9 protein-coding genes and 5 pseudogenes are annotated in these 17,423 nt (G+C 55.7%); 7 read left to right on the top strand and 7 right to left on the bottom strand.

Translation table 11 applies throughout. The features are described from left to right. Window positions 1-14 precede the first annotated feature (14 nt). Complete coding sequence (locus tag J8C01_RS14630; protein ID WP_211432901.1) at window positions 15-3,350, top strand: TonB-dependent receptor; 3,336 nt, start codon at window positions 15-17, stop codon at window positions 3,348-3,350. A gap of 128 nt (window positions 3,351-3,478) precedes the next feature. On the opposite strand, the gene J8C01_RS14625 is transcribed toward J8C01_RS14630, so the two are convergent. After that, window positions 3,479-3,871: an HU family DNA-binding protein gene (locus J8C01_RS14625; RefSeq protein WP_014100792.1), complete on the bottom strand. Its 393-nt coding sequence runs from the start codon at window positions 3,869-3,871 to the stop codon at window positions 3,479-3,481. 281 nt (window positions 3,872-4,152) lie between these two features. Here J8C01_RS14625 and J8C01_RS14620 point away from each other — a divergent pair, with 281 nt between their 5' ends. After that, entirely contained in the window at window positions 4,153-5,796 is a 1,644-nt protein-coding gene (locus J8C01_RS14620) for an NAD+ synthase (RefSeq protein WP_014100793.1), read from the top strand. A gap of 163 nt (window positions 5,797-5,959) precedes the next feature. On the opposite strand, the gene J8C01_RS14615 is transcribed toward J8C01_RS14620, so the two are convergent. After that, window positions 5,960-6,529 carry a BglII/BstYI family type II restriction endonuclease gene (locus tag J8C01_RS14615; protein WP_211432900.1) on the bottom strand — a complete coding sequence of 190 codons (570 nt, stop codon included), beginning with the start codon at window positions 6,527-6,529 and terminating at the stop codon, window positions 5,960-5,962. Beyond that, window positions 6,526-6,909: pseudogene (locus J8C01_RS14610) on the bottom strand (DNA methyltransferase); the annotation flags it as partial. The gene J8C01_RS14615 and the pseudogene J8C01_RS14610, both read right to left, overlap by 4 nt. A 71-nt stretch (window positions 6,910-6,980) precedes the next feature. Between J8C01_RS14610 and J8C01_RS14605 the strand changes: the two are divergent. Further along, window positions 6,981-8,284 (top strand): annotated as a pseudogene (locus J8C01_RS14605) (RNA-guided endonuclease InsQ/TnpB family protein). A gap of 14 nt (window positions 8,285-8,298) precedes the next feature. Here the strand turns inward: J8C01_RS14605 and J8C01_RS14600 are convergent. The 3 genes and pseudogenes from J8C01_RS14600 to J8C01_RS14590 all read right to left on the bottom strand — a co-directional run. Continuing rightward, window positions 8,299-8,925 (bottom strand): annotated as a pseudogene (locus J8C01_RS14600) (DNA-methyltransferase); the annotation flags it as partial. Between the two features lie 62 nt (window positions 8,926-8,987). Next, window positions 8,988-10,251, bottom strand: a pseudogene (locus J8C01_RS14595) (RNA-guided endonuclease InsQ/TnpB family protein). A gap of 152 nt (window positions 10,252-10,403) precedes the next feature. After that, window positions 10,404-12,014, bottom strand: a complete 1,611-nt coding sequence (locus tag J8C01_RS14590) for a putative Ig domain-containing protein (RefSeq protein ID WP_211432898.1) — start codon at window positions 12,012-12,014, stop codon at window positions 10,404-10,406. A 288-nt stretch (window positions 12,015-12,302) separates the two neighbouring features. On the opposite strand from J8C01_RS14590, the pseudogene J8C01_RS14585 reads away from it, so the two are divergent. The 4 genes and pseudogenes from J8C01_RS14585 to J8C01_RS14570 form a co-directional block, all read left to right on the top strand. Continuing rightward, window positions 12,303-13,161: pseudogene (locus tag J8C01_RS14585) on the top strand (DNA-methyltransferase); the annotation flags it as partial. A 16-nt stretch (window positions 13,162-13,177) separates the two neighbouring features. Next, a complete protein-coding gene (locus tag J8C01_RS14580) occupies window positions 13,178-13,756 on the top strand; it encodes a hypothetical protein (RefSeq protein ID WP_211432897.1) in 579 nt (192 codons plus the stop codon). A gap of 25 nt (window positions 13,757-13,781) precedes the next feature. Further along, complete coding sequence (locus J8C01_RS14575; RefSeq protein WP_211432896.1) at window positions 13,782-14,282, top strand: hypothetical protein; 501 nt, start codon at window positions 13,782-13,784, stop codon at window positions 14,280-14,282. Next, complete coding sequence (locus J8C01_RS14570) at window positions 14,263-15,111, top strand: DNA adenine methylase (RefSeq protein WP_211432895.1); 849 nt, start codon at window positions 14,263-14,265, stop codon at window positions 15,109-15,111. Before J8C01_RS14575 ends, J8C01_RS14570 begins: the two co-directional genes overlap by 20 nt. Window positions 15,112-15,350: 239 nt before the next feature. Here the strand turns inward: J8C01_RS14570 and ligA are convergent, their stop codons facing one another. After that, window positions 15,351-17,402, bottom strand: coding sequence for an NAD-dependent DNA ligase LigA (ligA, locus tag J8C01_RS14565; protein ID WP_211432894.1), 2,052 nt, complete (start codon window positions 17,400-17,402; stop codon window positions 15,351-15,353). Between the last annotated feature and the right edge of the window lie 21 nt (window positions 17,403-17,423).

Raw genomic sequence — 17,423 nt, 5'->3', positions numbered from 1 at the left:
CCAAGGAGTTACCTATGGTTGAACGCATACGTGTCTGGTTTGGGCGGCGCCTCTGGGCCGTGGCGGCTGTGATCTGGCTGTGCAGCTTCATGTGGAGCCTGACCATACTCGCCGGGCCGACGGGCACCATCACCGGCGTTGTGCGGGACAGCGGCGGCGCGTTCATCAGTGGCGCGGAAGTCTCCGCCACGAATCTGGCGACCAACTTCACCCGTACGGCCATAACCAACGCCTCCGGGCGCTACGTCATTGCCGAACTGCTGCCCGGCGACTACCAGCTGGAAGTCAAACGCGACGGTTTTCAGACGGCCGTGGAAACGCGGGTGGTCGTCAACGTCGAGGCCATCGTCGCCAAGGATTTCACGCTCGTGGCCGGGGCGATCAGTGAAACCATCACGGTCGAAAGTGACAGCGATCTGGTCAACCGCGAGTCGGGCGCCGTCGGCACGGTGATTGAACGCAAGTTCGTCGAAAACCTGCCGCTCAACGGACGCAGTTTTCAGGCGCTCATCGAGCTGACGCCGGGAGTCGTGCTGGCGAGACCAAGCATTTTTTCGACCGGGCAGTTCAGCATCAACGGACAGCGTACCAATGCCAACTACTTCATGGTGGATGGCGTCAGCGCCAATTTCGGGGCGGCCGTCACCGCGCAGTCCTTCCAGCAGGGCGCCGGGACGCAGCCGGCGCTGACGATCTTGGGAACTACCAGCAGTCTCGTCCCGGCCGATGCCATGCAGGAATTCCGCGTCCAGACCTCCAGCTTTGCCGCTGAATACGGCCGGACGCCGGGCGGACAGATTTCCATCTCAACCCGCAGCGGTAGCAATGATTTCACCGGCTCGCTGTTTCATTACTTCCGCAATGAAAAGCTCGATGCCAACGACTGGTTCAACAACCGCAACGGACTCCCACGGTTGCCACTGCGGTTGAATCAGTTTGGCGGGACCTTTGGCGGACCCATTCGGATTCCGGGGCTGTATGACGGACGCAACCGGTCATTTTTCTTTGCTACGTACGAAGGGCTGCGGCTGCTTGTGCCGGGAACGGTATTTGTCGCCCGCGTGCCGTCGCTGGCGGCCCGCCAGGCCGCGCCGGAGCCGTTTCGGGCCGTGCTCAATGCTTTTCCGCTTCCGAATGCTCCGGCGCAACCTGGCGACCCGGCCGATGCAGCGCGCTACATCACCGGGATTTCCGACCCTTCGGAAATTGACACGGTCAACCTGCGCTTTGACCAGAAGTTCGGGCAGTCGGCCAACCTGTTTTTCACCTTCCTGAACTCGCCTTCCGGGAGCCGCTTCCGGTCGTTTCCGAGCCAGGAAAACGCCTTCGAGCGCAACAACCGCAGTCTGACCGGCGGCCTGACCTGGGCCATTCGTCCCAATCTGGTGTTGGATACACGCCTCAACTTCGGGCGTTCGCGCGGCAACTTCGACTTTCGGGGCGTCGAGCGCGACGGCGCGGTGCTGCCGCCGGATTCACTCGTCTTTCCGTCCTTTGCGCCCCGCGCCACGACGGCCGTGAGCCTCCAGACCATTCCCGGTGTGTCGGGCGTTTCGGCGGCCAACCTCACGCAGGGGCGCACGCTGGGGCAGCTTCAGCGCCAGTTCAACCTGGTCAGCAGCGTGACCTACGTTGTTGGCAACCACGAAATCAAGGTCGGCGCGGACTATCGGCTGCTGCGCCCCATTCAGGATACGCGGTCGCTTTCCATCAGCTATGTCTTTGGTACTGTGGCGAGCCGGGCCACAGGCGTCCCGACCTCGATTTCCATTCAGGCGTTTGCGCCGGTCACGGGTTTCCGCATCCACAACTTTTCATCGTTCGTGCAGGATACGTGGCGCATCCGGCCGCGTCTGACGCTCACTTTCGGGTTGCGTCATGACCTCAATCCGCCGCTGGCCGGCGAGCGTTTGCCCTTCTCCATTGACGGGCTGGAAAACCCGCTCACGGCCAGGCTGGCTCCGGCCGGCACGCGCCAGTGGCGGACGCGCTACACGGATTTTGCCCCCCGGCTGGGCGTGGCCTACCAGTTTGCCGAACAATCCGGCTCGGCGCTGGGACGGTTCTTCGGCGGCTGGATTCTGCGCGGCGGTTACGGGATATTTTACGACCTCGGAACCGGCACGGCGCTGCGTGGGTTCAACAGCTTCCCCTACAACACACTCCGAACGATTACGAACCCGGCCCAGCTCCGCTTTCCGGCCAACGAAGCTGACCTTCAGCCGCCGCCGTTTCTTGATCCCAACAACCTGCCTATCAACGCCAGCTTTTTCGTCTTTGACAGAAACCTGCGCCTGCCCTATACGCACCACTGGAACGCGACGCTCGAACGCGCCATCGGGCGCCACAATGCCATCACCATTTCGTATGTCGGCGCGGCGGCGCGGCGGCTGTTGCGCGCCGAACAACTGCGGAACTACAACGAAGCCTTTGCCCGGCAGAACTTTGGTCTGGACCGGCCGGTGATTGTCATCAACCCGGCTGTGTTTGGCCCGGCGCCTTCGGCTTCGCCAGCCGCTGGCTCGCCGGTCAGTGTCACCCGCAATGCAACGGCATCAAACTACAACGCCCTGCAGATGCAATACCGGCGACGGCTGTCACGGGGCCTTCAGGCGCTGGCTTCGTACACTTGGTCCAAGTCTATTGATGACGTGTCGGATGAGGTCCTGCAGGGCATTCCGCTGGAGGGGTACAATCAGCGTTTGGAACGCGGCCCCTCGGATTTCGACATCCGGCACACCTTTACGGCGGCTGCAACCTATGACCTGCCGACCCTGACGCAGCAGCCCTTCGTGAAGGCGCTCATTGGGGGGTGGTCCATCAACGGCATTTTCCGGGCGCGTTCCGGGGCCCCGCTCAACGTCATTTCCCAGTCCTTTGATGTCTTCAACATCGGGACGACACGCCGCGTTGACCGCGTTCCGGGGCAGCCGGTGTTTATCAGCGACCGGAATGCGCCGGGTGGCCGGCGGCTGAACCCGGCGGCCTTTGCCGAGCCGGCCCGCAACCGGCAGGGGACGCTGGGCCGCAACAGCCTGCGCTGGCTGGCCGCGACGCAGTGGGACCTTTCCGTTCGCCGCACCTTCAACTTCGGCGAGCGCCTGCGGTTGCAGTTTGCGACGGATTTCTTCAATGCCTTCAACCAGGCGAACTTCACACCGCCTAGCCCGACGCGGCTGCCCAACGGCACCCTGGTGGGCAACGGAGAGGCGTCGAGTATGCTGGGGCGGGCGCTGGCGGGTGTTGGCGGCACAGCTACCCGGCAGACGAGTCCGTCCAACGGTTTCAACCAGCTTTTCCAGTTTGGCAGCCCGCGTTCGATTCAGTTCTCGCTGCGCCTGCTGTTTTAGGAAGCATAGCAGCCACAGGCAAAACCGGCCTGTGGCTGCTATACTTTGACACGGCGTAAGGTTTTCCGGCCCCGGGGCATCTCTGCGTCTGCCATCGGTTGGCAGTCGCTGTCGCCCTCTTCTATCCGTTACTCAAACCCGGCCGCTTTTTTGGCGGCAGCGGAAATGACGAACTTGAGCCGTTTCCGGGCTTTGATGGTGATTTTTTCACCAGTGCGTGGATTGCGCCCCTCACGCGCCTTGTATTCCCGCACAACCAGCTTCCCAATCCCTGGAATCATGAAGCCGACCTTGGCCTGAGCGGCTGCGAGCCGGGCCTGTTCATCGAAAAACTCCCGCACCTTCTGTTTCGGGAGGCCGAACTTTTCGGCGAAGTGGTTGACGATTTCGGTTTTGGTCATCGGCTTGGCTGCCGCTTTCTTAGCCGGTGCCTTTTTGGCTGGTGCCTCCTCCTTGGGAGCGGCTGCTTTGGCCTTGGTTGTGGCTTTGGTTGCCGTGGATTTTGGAGCTTTAGCCGCCATGGCAGTGGATCCTCCTGAAAGCGCAAGTACGCACGTGATGTGATTTACCCTTGTCGTGAAGCGGATTCTTCCGCGAGACTAGCCGGCAATCCGCATGAAATCAAGCAATTTTTGTATGCCCCACGACCGATAGTGCTTGTAGCCGTTCTATCCGCCACGGGTAGTGTCCGTTTTCTTGTGGCAAGCAACCGGAACACCACAATATCAACCCCGTGACAACCGTGCCCTGGCATGTACAATTGAGACTTTTCCCTGCACGCCGTTCGAGCCAGAGGATAACCATGAAAATTGCGCTTGCCCAAATCAACACCACGGTCGGGGCTTTTGTCTCCAACGCGGCCAAGGTCCGCCAATATGCCCTGCGGGCGGCGTCACAGGGGGCCCGGTTGGTCATCTTTCCCGAATTGACGATTCCGGGATACCCGCCGCTCGATCTGCTTGACCGCCCGGCGTTTATTGCGCGCAACCTGGCTGCGCTGGACGACCTGGTACGCTTTTCAGCTACGGTGGATGCGGCCCTGTTGGTCGGGTTCGTGGCAGAAAATCCCGATGACTTCGGCAAGCCGCTCTACAATGCTGTCGCCCTGCTCGAAGGCGGCGAACTGCGGGCCATCCGCTACAAGACCCTGCTGCCCACCTACGATGTCTTTGATGAGGCGCGGCACTTTGAACCCTCTGAACGCCGGGAAATCATCCACTGGGACGGCTATCGGCTGGGTGTTTGCGTCTGTGAAGACGCCTGGAACAGCCGTGAATTCTGGGACACCCACCTGTATGAGGTCGATCCCGTCCGGGAACTGGCCGAGCAGGGGGCGCAGGTCATCATCAACGTCTCCGCCTCACCGTTTCACCGGGGCAAAGGAGCACTCCGGCAGGCCATGCTGGCCCATCACGCAAGCACCCTGAAGGTGCCCGTGGTGCTGGTCAACCAGGTCGGCGGCAATGACAGTCTGGTGTTCGATGGGCGCAGTCTGGTGCTCAATGCGCAGGGGGAACTGGTGCTCGAAGCCCATGCCTTTCAGGAAGACCTCCGCATCGTTGATCTGGCTGAGCTACCGGCACCCATCACGCCCCACCTCGCCGACGAGATTGCCGACATCCATGACGCACTCGTACTGGGCATCCGGGATTACTTGGGCAAGTGCGGTTTCCGCCAGGCCGTGGTGGGACTGAGCGGCGGGATTGACTCGGCCGTGACGGCAGCCCTGGCCGTACAGGCGCTCGGGCCGGAAAACGTCACCGGAGTGGCGATGCCCTCGAAGTATTCTTCAGACCACAGCCTTGAGGACGCGGCCGAACTGGCTCGCAACCTGGGAATTGGCTTCCACGTCGTGCCCATCGAACCAGCCGTCAGCGCCATGACGCAGATGCTGACGCCGGCCTTTGGCTTTCCCCCGCAGGGCGTGACCGAAGAAAACCTGCAGGCCCGACTGCGCGGCGTGACCCTGATGGCCTTTTCCAACCAGTCGGGCGCGCTGGTGCTGACGACTGGCAACAAGTCGGAACTGGCCGTAGGGTACTGCACGCTCTACGGCGATATGTGCGGCGGACTGGCCGCAATTTCTGATGTCCCCAAAACCGATGTTTATCGCCTTGCGGCCTACATCAACCGGCAGCGGGTGATCATCCCAACCCGTACCATCACCAAACCGCCTTCCGCCGAACTGCGCCCTGGCCAAACGGACCAGGATACCCTCCCGCCCTACGACATCCTCGACGCGATTCTGGAGCGTTACATCGAGCGGTACCAGAGCCTGGATGAAATCGTGGCCGAGGGATTTGACCGGGCCACGGTCGAATATGTTGCCAAACTCATCAACCGCAACGAGTACAAACGGCAGCAGGCCGCGCCCGGCATCAAGGTGACACCCAAGGCATTTGGGCGCGGCCGGCGTGTGCCGATTGCCGCCGTCATTGAAAGCTGAAGGGCACCTGCTGGCGTAATTTTTGAGCTGGATATAGCTTTTGCAGCGTTGATTGTTTGTCAGCCTGCGTGAAGATGAGACATCTGCCGATGGCAAGACAGCAGTTGCCAGGTTGGCTGTGGCGTGGGGTCCTACACCTTGCATCCTGACGCGATGCCGTCTTTCAGGCTGTTATGCCCAGCACCAGCACCGGGATGTCAATGTCAGAGACACCACGGTGCTCCAGGTCCCAGACAAACTGCTCGAAATAGGAAACACCGGTTGACATTTCGTTGGCAAAAGATTTGACAGGTACGATTTCAATGCCTGTGTCTATCGCATTCAAATTGTGAAAAATAGTCATTTTCGCACACACATTATACACCACGAAAGCATATTTGCCGAATTGAACCTCTACACCGAGACGATTTTTTACAAAATCAATTTCGCGGAATGCACTCTTTGGTTTTTCTGCGGGATGAAAGTCTTCTGTGTAGTATTCACTGGAATATGTACATTCTATTCTATACCTTTTCCAATTTTGCCTTGCAAACTCTTCTGTGAATGCTTTATTCAGTTCTTTTGGATTGTAGAGCTTTCTTCCAGACATTGTTTTTTCCCTGCTGATTTTCGTTCTGCACCTTTCGCTGTCTATGCTGTGGATGATATTTTTGATTTCGCTGAATTCCAGATTGTATTTGCTTTCGACAACTTCTTTGCCATTATTGAACGAGTAAATGCCTGCAATTTTCATTCAGCTTTGTTCCGATTTTCGCTAATGCCAGTCTGCAGGTTTTCTTTCCATTCATCTGGAACCTGCGATACCTTCTCTCTCCCCGTCGGCTGATGAACCGGCTTGCCTATTGGGCGATACCCAAGGGTGCCGTTGAAATAGTCGGACAGGCGCTGGCGGGCAATTTCAACGTAGGTGGCTTCTTTGTCGCATCCTGCAGCCCGCCGGCCGTGCCTGACAGCCGCCACCAGTGCTGAGCCAACGCCCATGTAGGGGTCAAAAACCCAATCCCGCTCGTTGGTCAGTGCCAGTACGCAGCGTTCGGCGAGTTCAATGGGAAACTGGCAGGGATGGATGGTCTTTTCAGGATGATTGGATTTTACCGAAAAAACGCCGTAAAGCCCTGCACTTTAGGGCAGGGATATAAGGCGCACGCTGTTTTATCAAGCCAAACCTGTGATAAAATAGCAGTATGAGAGTCATGGAAGCCAAGCTACTCAACGGGACAGCAGAGCAATATCAGGCTCTGGATGAAGCCATCCGTACCGCACAGTTTGTCAGAAACATACGTGTGCGGTACTGGATGGACAACAAGAGCGTCAACAAAGCTGTTCTCTATGCCCACTGCAAAGACCTGGCCAAAGAGTTTGACTTTGCCAAGAAGTTAAACTCAGCGGCAAGGCAGGCAAGTGCAGAGCGAGCTTGGGCTTCCATTTCCCGGTTCCATACCAACTGCAGAAACAAGGCGGTCAGGAAAGGGTATCCCAAGTTCAAGAAGCATTGCCGTTCTGTGGAATACAAGGTATCTGGCTGGAAGCTGTCAGGGGATGGGATGACTATCTCGTTCACCGATGGCTTCAATGCTGGCTCGTTTGCTCTGTACTGCAATGGTGAGGCAAGACACCATATCCTAAACTCCAAAATCAATCGGGTGCGGGTGATACGCAGGGCAGATGGGTACTATGCTCAGTTCTGCCTGGATGTGGAGCGCAAAGAGCAGGGAGCATACACAGGCAATGTTATTGGCATTGACTTGGGCGTAAAGGCTTTCTACACCGACCAGAACGGCAACCCTGTAGAGTATCCTAAGTTTTTGAGGCGTAGTGAAAGGAGGTTAAAGCAACACCAGCGCAGATTAAGTCGGAAGTTCAAGAAGAGGGCAAAATCCCAATCCAAGAACTACCACAAGCAAAGAAAGCGACTGGGCAAAGTGCATCTGAAAGTCCAACGCCAGCGTAAAGACTGGGCAATTAAGCAGGCACGGTGCGTGGTGGCATCTCACGATGTCGTGGCGTATGAAGACTTGCAGGTGAAGAACCTGGTCAAAAATCATCATCTTGCCAAATCCATTCATGATGCTGGCTGGTCTCAATTCACTGCGTGGCTGGACGACTACGGCAAGGTGTGGGACAAGGCAGTCGTCAGCGTACCGCCGCAGTACACCACACAGGACTGTAGTCACTGTGGGCATTATGGTAGTAAAAACCCTATCCACCAGAACCCATAGTTGTCCTCAATAAGGAAGCAAGTGGCGAGTGGTTCAGAGGCGAGTGGTGAGTGGCGAGTGGCGAGTGGTTCGGAAGGTAATTCGCTACTCGCTGCTCGCTACTCGCTCCCTGTTCGCTATTCGCTACTTGCCACTACAGTACCTTTGGGCAAAAGGGAACTGCCTCGAAAGAGGGAACGCTTGGGGAGAGATGCACCGCTGCTTTAGAGGGGCAACCTGATGAAGTAAGTGCGCTCGCAGAACCAAGAACAAGAATCCCTTGCCTTTAGGCAGGGGAGTATGTCAAATTGGGAATGTCCCATACCGCGGCTTCCCAGTCCTGGATGAGTATCTCCCAGACATCGGATGGGTTTTTACCAAGGGGATTGCCTGATGGCTTTCCCCTGTTTGGTCCCTTGAAGTGACGTTTTCCCGGATATTTTGAGGGAACACGAACGGAGTCGAGATTGAATATGTAGTCATCTGACTTGGTAAACCATAGTATTGTTTCATACCGACCAGAAAAACGTTTGGAGGAATGCAGTCCATGTCCAAACGTCCATATTATCCGATTGCGCAACTTCATTCTAAACTTTTTGAAAATGGGATAATAGAAAATATCCAATGGATAGATTTCTCCATCTTCCACGAAGTTACCAACCTGCCAGCATATACTCCCGTTTGGTTTCAGTATCCTGCAAAGCTCCGAAATCAGACTGGATTGGGTTTCCAGATAGTCACTTATCGTTGTGCGGTTTTCGTAGATTTTTCCAAGATTGTATGGCGGGGAAGTGATAATGAGTGTGATGGATTCATCTGGAATCTGTGCCACAAAGTCCGCCACATCGCCATTGAAAGCTACGATTTCAGCTTCCTGATGAAAAGTGGCTTCAATTGATTTGACCGGGTGAAACAAAGGCAGGCTGCTCATCATGGACTTCTTTGAATCCAGGATACTTCCAGAGGCAAAGCGTTTTTGACATACTCCCCTGCCTAAAGGCAGGGGATTCTTGTTCTTGGTTCTGCGAGCGCACTTACTTCATCAGGTTGCCCCTCTAAAGCAGCGGTGCATCTCTCCCCAAGCGTTCCCTCTTTCGAGGCAGTTCCCTTTTGCCCAAAGGTACTGTTTTGCCACTCCATTCCCAAGATGCTTAGTCCCTTCTTGAGGATGTTCAAAGCCGCATTCTGGTCTCTGTCTGATTCAAATCCACATTGAGGACAACTATGGGTTCTGGTGGATAGGGTTTTTACTACCATAATGCCCACAGTTACTACAGTCCTGTGTGGTGTACTGCGGTGGTACGCTGACTACTGCCTTGTCCCATACCTTACCGTAGTAGTCTAACCACTGGGTGAACTGCGACCAGCTAGCATCATGAATGGATTTGGCAAGATGATGGTTCTTGACCAGGTTCTTCACCTGCAAGTCTTCGTACACCACGACATCGTGAGATGCCACCACGCACCGAGCTAACTTAATCACCCAGTCTTTACGCTGGCGTTGGACTTTCAGATGTGCTTTGCCTAGTCTTTTCTTTTGCTTGTGGTAGTTCTTAGATTGAGGTTTCGCCCCTTTCTTGAACTTCCTACTCAACCTGCGCTGGTGGCGCTTTAGCCGCTTCTCTGCTTTCCGCAGATACTTAGGACACTCTACAGGGTTGCCGTTCTGGTCGGTGTAGAAAGCCCCTAAGCCCAAGTCAATGCCAATCACATTGCCTGTGTATGCTCCCTGCTCTTTGCGCTCCACATCCAAGCAGAACTGGGCATAGTACCCATCTGCCCTGCGTATCACCCGCACCCGATTGATTTTGGAGTTTAGGATATGGTGTCTTGCCTCACCATTGCAGTACAAGGCGAATGTTCCTGCGTTGAAGCCGTCGGTGAACGTGATGGACATGCCGTCAGGAGACAGCTTCCAGCCGGACAGCTTGTACTCGACCGACCGACAGTTCTTCTTGAACTGCGGATAGCCTTTCTTGACCGCCTTGTTTCTGCAGTTGGTATAGAACCGGGAAATGGAAGCCCAAGCTCGCTCTGCACTTGCCTGCCTTGCCGCTGAGTTTAACTTCCTGGCAAAGTCAAACTCTTTGGCCAGGTCTTTGCAGTGGGCATAGAGAACAGCTTTGTTGACGCTCTTGTTGTCCATCCAGTACCGCACACGTATGTTTCTGACAAACTGTGCGGTACGGATGGCTTCATCCAGAGCCTGATACTGCTCTGCTGTCCCGTTGAGTAGCTTGGCTTCCATGACTCTCATACTGCTATTTTATCACAGGTTTGGCTTGATAAAACAGTGTGCGCCTTATATCCCTGCCCTAAAGTGCAGGGCTTTACGGCGTTTTTTCGGTAAACTTCCCTCAAGGCACCGGGTAGGATTCCTGACCGGTGAGGAAATGGCAATGGCAGCTTTCAGTTCCCGTTCCCGTGCTGGTTGGCGGGCGGCGTGGCCGTCCGCCGTGGGGAGCGTGGCGCTGTCGGCTGGGGGCGCAAAAGCAACAACCGCGCGCCATGTGGCGGTACGAGCGCGGCAAACACCTGGTCAAACGTCCCGACATCACGCCGCTGCCACACATCCCGTACAGTACAGCGCCCGCGCAATCCCAGGTCACGCCAGTTCGCTGTAACCGTCTGCGTGTCGTTGCTGCGGTTGAACAACCCGACCGCCAGACGGCCGTCAGCCAGCGGACGCGCCCAGACTTCCGTTCCATCCTGTGCTGTATCGCGCCGGGTGGCCGGTATGCCCAACTCGTCCTGGTCAATGCCAATGACTTCGGGATTCGTCAGCAGCCGCCGGGTGAACTCATCCAGCCGGGTCAGATCACAACCCAGGATGAGCGGGGCTGCCAGCAGCGCCCACAACGTCATGTGCGTAATCTGTTCGTCCGGCGTCAGGCGCGTCGGACGGGTCTTTTCCCCCCACCCGACAACCCCCAGCACAAGCATGTCCGGGTCATTCCAGCCGCCGGGCCCGGCAAACCGCGCCAGCGGCGAGTGTCGAAACCCAATCTCCGCGACGCTTTGCCACGTGTCTTCGATGTCGCCCGTTGTCCGCCAGAGGTTGCCGCCAATGTTGGGCTGGCGCGCCCACGTCCACACTTCACCCATACCGTATTGACAGATGGCATAAACGATGTCGCGGTCGGTTTTGTCGAGTGCCGCCCGCATCACGATGTATGGCTGCTGCAGCACCTCCGGTGTCTTCTGCCGCGCAATGCCCTCGTAGGAACACCAGTCATGCTTGAGGTAATCCACACCCCAACTGGCATACAGCCGGGCATCGGCTTCCTCGTGTCGCCAACTACCAAGGTAGCGCCCGCAGGTAAACGGCCCTGGCGAGGTGTACATCCCGAAAAGCAGGCCCCTGGCATGCAGCCAGTCGCCAAGGGCTTTCATGTCCGGGAATCGTTCATTGGGCTGCATGACACCCTCTGGCGTACGGCGGCCCTGCCAGCCATCGTCAATGCAGACATAACGATAACCACAAGCCGCCAGTCCCGTGCGCTCAAGGGCTTCGGCGGCGGCGCGTACCTTTTCGTCCGAAACCTGTGTGCCCCAGACGTTCCACGAGTTCCAGCCCATTGGTGGTGTCAGCGCCAGTTTGTTCCGGCCAGCGACGATGCGCAGCGTGGCCCGCACCGTGCCGTAGCGGTTGCGTACGGTAATCGCAACCGGTGTCGTCCCTTCCTTTTCGACCCGGCCGCGGATGACACCTGTGGCGGCATCGAAGGTCAAGCCGGGCGGCAGATTGGTGACGGTGCAGGTCAGCGGGGCTGCGCCGGTTACGGGCAGGCGGTAGATGAACTCGCGCCCCGGCGTCGTGCCCACCACGCGGGGGCCGTTGAGGCGTGGCGTCGGTTCGTCGTTGGCCGCGATGTCCGGGTAGCTTGGTTCGGCCGGAGGCTCTTCCGCCCTGACCTCTACAGCCGTGGTTTTCACTGGACGGGCCGCCCGCGCGGCGTGGACAACCGGCCACGGCCGGGCCAACAGACCCAGTAACAGCACGCTGATAAGAAACCGCATTGCAGGCAAAATCCTTCACCTCGCCAGAAAAATCCCCGCCAGCCGGGACTTTACCGCTTCGGAACACTGCGGCCAATTTGTTGAGTCCAGGATACTTGGTGCTGTGGACAAAGGTCTGGCGCAGCGTTCAATGTCTGACCTGCTCCGGATTGTGCTACCAATTCCGCCGGCGTTTCTGAAAACTCCCGGAAACGGAACACGGCGAAAGATGCAGGAAACCGAACCTGCTGTATGAAAGCCAGTGTGCTGGGGTTCGTTCTGTGAACAGCCGATGAACAGGTAATCTGAATGACTGCGGAACAGCTTGGACAACGCTACGCCGGCGACTGTGCGTATCAGTCTGTGGGAAACTCCGTGGTAATTCACGCCGACTGCCTGGAGTGGATGCGTCGCGTGCCGGGCGAATGTTTCCATGCCATCGTCACCGATCCGCCATACGGGCTGAAAGAGTATGACCCGGAACAGTTGGCCAAACGCTCAAACGGTCACGGCGGTATCTGGCGCATCCCACCTTCCTTTGATGGGCACACCCGATCACCGCTCCCGCGCTTCACGGCCCTGAACGGGAAGGAGCGGGAACAAATCGAAGTGTATTTTCAGGAGTGGGCAATGCTTGCCCTGCGGGTCCTGTACCCAGGCGGGCATCTTTTTCTTGCCTCCAATGTTTTTCTGTCGCAAACCGTTTTTGCGGCTCTGGTGCGCGCCGGCCTGGAGTTTCGGGGGCAGGTCATCCGGTTGGTGAGAACCCTGTGGGGTGGGGACAAGCCCAAAAATGCCGAAGAGGAGTTTCCCGATGTCTGTTCCATGCCGCGTGGGTGTTACGAACCGTGGGGCATCTTCCGTAAACTGTTACCCAGGGACATGACCGTCAGCGAATGTCTGCGACAGTTTCAGACCGGTGGCTCGCGGCGCAAGCCCGATGGCAATCCTTTCGAGGACGTTATTGAAAGTGAACGCACGCCACGAAAAGAACGGATGCTGGCCAATCATCCGAGCCTGAAACCGCAATCTTTTCTGCGTCAGCTTGTGTATGCTCCTTTGCCGCTTGGCGAAGGTATTCTTCTTTATGGGTTCAAGCTCCACGATTGCGACTGCCGGGGTGGTTGGATATTCTACCCTTGGTATCGAGAAAAATCCGGGTTACTACTACAGCAAGTAGCAAAATGAACATCACAGGCAGAATTAAGGGCATTACTTACAGATTCTTTCTTGTAGAAAGTTTACAAGAAATCAGAATTGCAGAGTTTGACATTAGCAATACTCCTCCTGCCTGCATTATCAAAGATGATACACACACTTTTGCGGTTTCAAAATGGGTTTCGCCAAAACGTACCCGCTCTTATCCGTTTGAGAGAGTTTACAACACATTGGCTTACCCGAAAAGGGTAACAGTGATTCCAGTAATCAAGGATGAAGGTGCAGTAGGTGATAGAGATTTTATCCAATGGGATACAATATCACTGATGAGTTTACTTGACGTGTTTGTTGTTCTCGCTTATTACGATAAAGCAAAAAAGAAGGGTGAGAAAATAACCAGTCAGCAGTTTGACAATGAATATATATTAACAAAAATCAGAGAAATAAAACAATACCATAGTTCAGCTTTACATTGGAACTTGAAAGAGCTAAAAGTTAATTTGGAAAGTATTGCAGAAAAGGTACAAGCTGCCTACAATAAGATTGAAAAAGAAACAGGAGTCAAGCTCCACAGCTCCAATGGAATAGCAAAATTCAAAGATTAAGATCAGGCAGGATATATCGCAATATATGAAATCTTCAAGGGAAAACGCACAAAAAGCGCAAATGAGAGAATATGCTACTGTTCAGCCGAAAGAAAAATTGTCAAACTTTACAAAGGCAAAACTAACTATTGAAGATTACTCAGGTGGGCAGTATTTTCTTACTGTGGATGAGGTTCAGCCAGGTAAAACTGTTTCATTGATTGAGGCAAAGCACAGTAAAAATACTTTGATACCCAGTAAGAGCGACATCAAGGACGGATTATTGAAGATGGTTTTATATTCCAATCTTTCCAACACAAAGGTAAATGGGGCGAATGTCGTATGTAACCCAACCTTGAAGTTGACATCTGAAAAATTAAGTGGCTACATTAGTTCCAAGTCCTTAGAAGAAGAACTCAAAAATTTCTTCAGCGCGAATCGTCTCAATGAGACGCAAAAAAGATTGATAGAGCAACTCTTCTTAGAAGCAAAAAGTAATAATTTTGAGGTAAAAGTGCAAGAAGCCAATGATCAGAAGTCCACTTAGATACCCAGGAGGTAAAAGCCGCGCAGTAAACTTGATCGCCTCGCTTGTGCCTCAATTCGAAGAATACCGTGAACCATTTCTCGGCGGAGGATCTGTATTTATCTATCTCAAGCAAAAATTTCCGAACAGAAAATTTTGGGTTAATGACTTGCACCTTCCAATTTTTAAATTTTGGAAGATGTGCGAATCTAACGTGGAATATGTAATCAAAAAAGTCTATGAATGGCGCGAGCAATTCCAAGAAGGTAAAGACTTACATAGATTTCTCGTCAGCAATACTTCTGCATTTGATGACATTGAAACTGCTGCTGCATTTTTTATTCTCAATCGCATGACATTTTCTGGAACAAGTGAAAGTGGTGGGTACAGCGAACAAGCATTTCGAGGAAGATTTACTGAAAGTAGTATTCATCGATTGAAAAAGTTTGCAGAGGTCATTAAGGGAACAAAGATCACTAATGAAGATTTCCAAAAAGTTGTTGAGCAGGAAGGTAAAAATGTGTTTCTTTTTCTTGATCCGCCCTACTATTCCGCAACTAAATCTGCATTGTATGGTAAGAATGGAAACTTACACAAATGCTTTGACCATGTTCGTTTTGCCGAGACGATGAAAAGGTGCCGCCACGATTGGCTCATCACGTATGATGATAGCGAGTATATCAGAGAACTCTTTTCATTTGCGACAATCTTGACTTGGGATTTGAAATACGGAATGCGTAATGTTACCCCTCACTCCAATCAGACGGGCAAGGAACTCTTTATTTCAAACTATTTGACTAAGCTGCACGAAAGGAATTTGCAAGAGAAACAACTAAGTTTCCTGTGGTAGAACGTCATAGCAGGAATAATCCAGGTCTTCCGCTGGAAAACTTGCTATGTTTGATATGGTAATACGCTTATTAGTGATGAAGCTCGTGGTAGCTTATTTCAAAATGTATCAGACTAATTAATGCTGGCACTTCTGTAAAAACCAATCTGCTTTTTTCTTCAACAATTGGTTGAAGCCGCCTGGATTCACCGGGACAGGTGTGCAGACGGCAGCAGTATCCAACATAGCGGCAGGTCTTCTTATCCGGCGAGTAGCGCCAGCAGCCCGGCTTCGTCCAGAAGGGGAATGCCCAGCGCCTCAGCCTTGGCCAGCTTCGAGCCGGGATTTTCACCCACCACAACATAATCCGTCTTCTTGCTGACGGCGCTCGTCACCCGTCCGCCAGCCGCCTCGATGCGCGCTGTCGCTTCCTCCCGCGTCAGGTTGGGCAGAGTTCCCGTCAGTACGAACTGCTTGCCTGCCAGCCGCGCCGTCGTACCCGCACCGGACGAGTCCAGCCGGGTCACAACCCCGGCCGCTTCCAGCCGCGCCACCGTCTGCTGATGCCGGGCATCGGCAAACCACTGGCGGATGTGCGCGGCTGTGGCCGGACCGATGTCCCGTACGGCCACCAGTTCCGCCTCCGAAGCTGCCGCCAGCGCCGCCAGCGAGCCGAAGTGCTGCGCCAGCAGTTGCGCCTTGCGGCGGCCGACATCGGGAATCCCCAGGGCAAAGATAAGCCGTTCCAACCCGGCCGTCCGGCTGCGCTCAAGCTGTGCCATGAGATTGGCTGCGGACTTTTCCCCCAACCGCTCCAGTGCCGCGACCTGTTCGGCCGTCAGGGCGTAGAGATCGGCAACGTCCGTCACGAGGCCCTCCCGTACCAGCTTGTCCACGAGCACTTCGCCCAGCCCTTCGATGTCCATCGCCAGACGGCTGGCAAAATGCTGCACCTGCTGCCGCAGCTTGGTCGGGCAGTGCATTTCGGGGCACCGCCACGCCACCTCACCTTCCGGGCGCACCAGCCGGACCTGCCGCTCCGGGCAGCCCGGACAGTATTCCGGGACGCCAACCGGAGTCTCCGCGCCCGTGCGCGCCGCCGTGACCACGCCCACAACCTGCGGAATGATGTCGCCGCTTTTTTCGACGATGACCAGATCGCCCTGCCGTACATCAAGCCGCTGAATCTGGTCTTCATTGTGCAGGGAAGCGCGCGCCACAGTCGTCCCGGCCACAAAAACCGGTTCGAGTTCGGCTACCGGCGTCAGCGTGCCCAGACGGCCGACCTGCCACGTCACGCCGCGCAGGCGGGTCTGGGCCTGCATCGGCGCAAATTTGTAGGCAACCGCCCAGCGTGGCGCTTTGGCTGTCGCACCCAACTCGTCCTGAACACGCACCGGGTTGATTTTCACCACCACGCCGTCGGTGTCATAGTCGCGCGCCATCCGCTGGCTTTCCATTTCGGCGCAGTACGCCAGCACCTCATCGAGCGTCGCACAACGCCGGGCGTGAGGATTGACCGGAAAACCCGCCTGGCGCAGCCATTCAAGACTTTCCCAGTGCGTGGCAAAGGGTTTGACGCCGTCGGCAAACAACTCATAGCAGAACATCGCCAGCCGCCGACTGGCAACCACCCGTGAGTCCAGCAGCTTCATCGTGCCGGCGGCAGCGTTCCGGGGATTGACGAAGGTTTTTTCGCCTTCGGCTTCAAGATCGGCATTAAGCCGCCGGAACGCCGAAAGAGGCAGATAGACCTCGCCCCGTACTTCGATGTCGGCTGCCAGCGGCTGCGCCAGCCGCAGGGGAATCTGTCGGATCGTACGGGCATTTTCCGTCACCAGATCGCCGGTCAGCCCATCGCCACGGGTAATGGCTTCCGTCAGTAGCCCATCGGTGTAGCGCAGCGCCAGGCTGATGCCGTCAATTTTGAGTTCGGCCACGTAGTCAAATGGCCCGTCATAGGTGCGCCGGCAGCGCGCTTCCCATTCGCGCAGTTCGTCAGGCGAATAGACGTTATCCAGCGACAGCATGCGAATCCGGTGCGGTACGGAGGCAAAGCCTTCGCTGGGGCGTCCGCCAATCCGCTGCGTCGGACTATCGGGCGTGATGAGGTCGGGAAACTCCGCCTCGATGGCCTGAAGCCGTTTGACGAGCTGATCGTAGTCGTAATCGCTGATGACCGGCGCGTACTGCTGGTAATACAACTCGTCATGACGCGCAATTTCAGCCCGCAGGGCTGCCGCTTCGCGCTCAGCGGCCTGCCGCGTCAATGGCAGAGATTCCGAAAACAGGGTGGGAGCAGCGTCAGACATCGTAGTGGGTTGCGGGCGCAG

This window comes from Chloracidobacterium sp. D (assembly GCF_018304685.1).
Taxonomy (GTDB): domain Bacteria; phylum Acidobacteriota; class Blastocatellia; order Chloracidobacteriales; family Chloracidobacteriaceae; genus Chloracidobacterium; species Chloracidobacterium thermophilum.
The sequence above is the reverse complement of the archived record's forward strand: the minus strand, read 5'-3'. Positions and strand labels throughout refer to the sequence as shown.

What these genes read in the sequence shown, in the direction of transcription:
- J8C01_RS14630 (WP_211432901.1), top strand. Translation starts at nt 15, where the DNA reads ATGGTTGAACGCATACGTGTCTGGTTTGGGCGGCGCCTCTGGGCCGTG.
- J8C01_RS14625 (WP_014100792.1), bottom strand. Translation starts at nt 3,871, where the DNA reads ATGGCGGCTAAAGCTCCAAAATCCACGGCAACCAAAGCCACAACCAAG.
- J8C01_RS14620 (WP_014100793.1), top strand. Translation starts at nt 4,153, where the DNA reads ATGAAAATTGCGCTTGCCCAAATCAACACCACGGTCGGGGCTTTTGTC.
- J8C01_RS14615 (WP_211432900.1), bottom strand. Translation starts at nt 6,529, where the DNA reads ATGAAAATTGCAGGCATTTACTCGTTCAATAATGGCAAAGAAGTTGTC.
- J8C01_RS14590 (WP_211432898.1), bottom strand. Translation starts at nt 12,014, where the DNA reads ATGCGGTTTCTTATCAGCGTGCTGTTACTGGGTCTGTTGGCCCGGCCG.
- J8C01_RS14580 (WP_211432897.1), top strand. Translation starts at nt 13,178, where the DNA reads ATGAACATCACAGGCAGAATTAAGGGCATTACTTACAGATTCTTTCTT.
- J8C01_RS14575 (WP_211432896.1), top strand. Translation starts at nt 13,782, where the DNA reads ATGAAATCTTCAAGGGAAAACGCACAAAAAGCGCAAATGAGAGAATAT.
- J8C01_RS14570 (WP_211432895.1), top strand. Translation starts at nt 14,263, where the DNA reads ATGATCAGAAGTCCACTTAGATACCCAGGAGGTAAAAGCCGCGCAGTA.
- ligA (WP_211432894.1), bottom strand. Translation starts at nt 17,402, where the DNA reads ATGTCTGACGCTGCTCCCACCCTGTTTTCGGAATCTCTGCCATTGACG.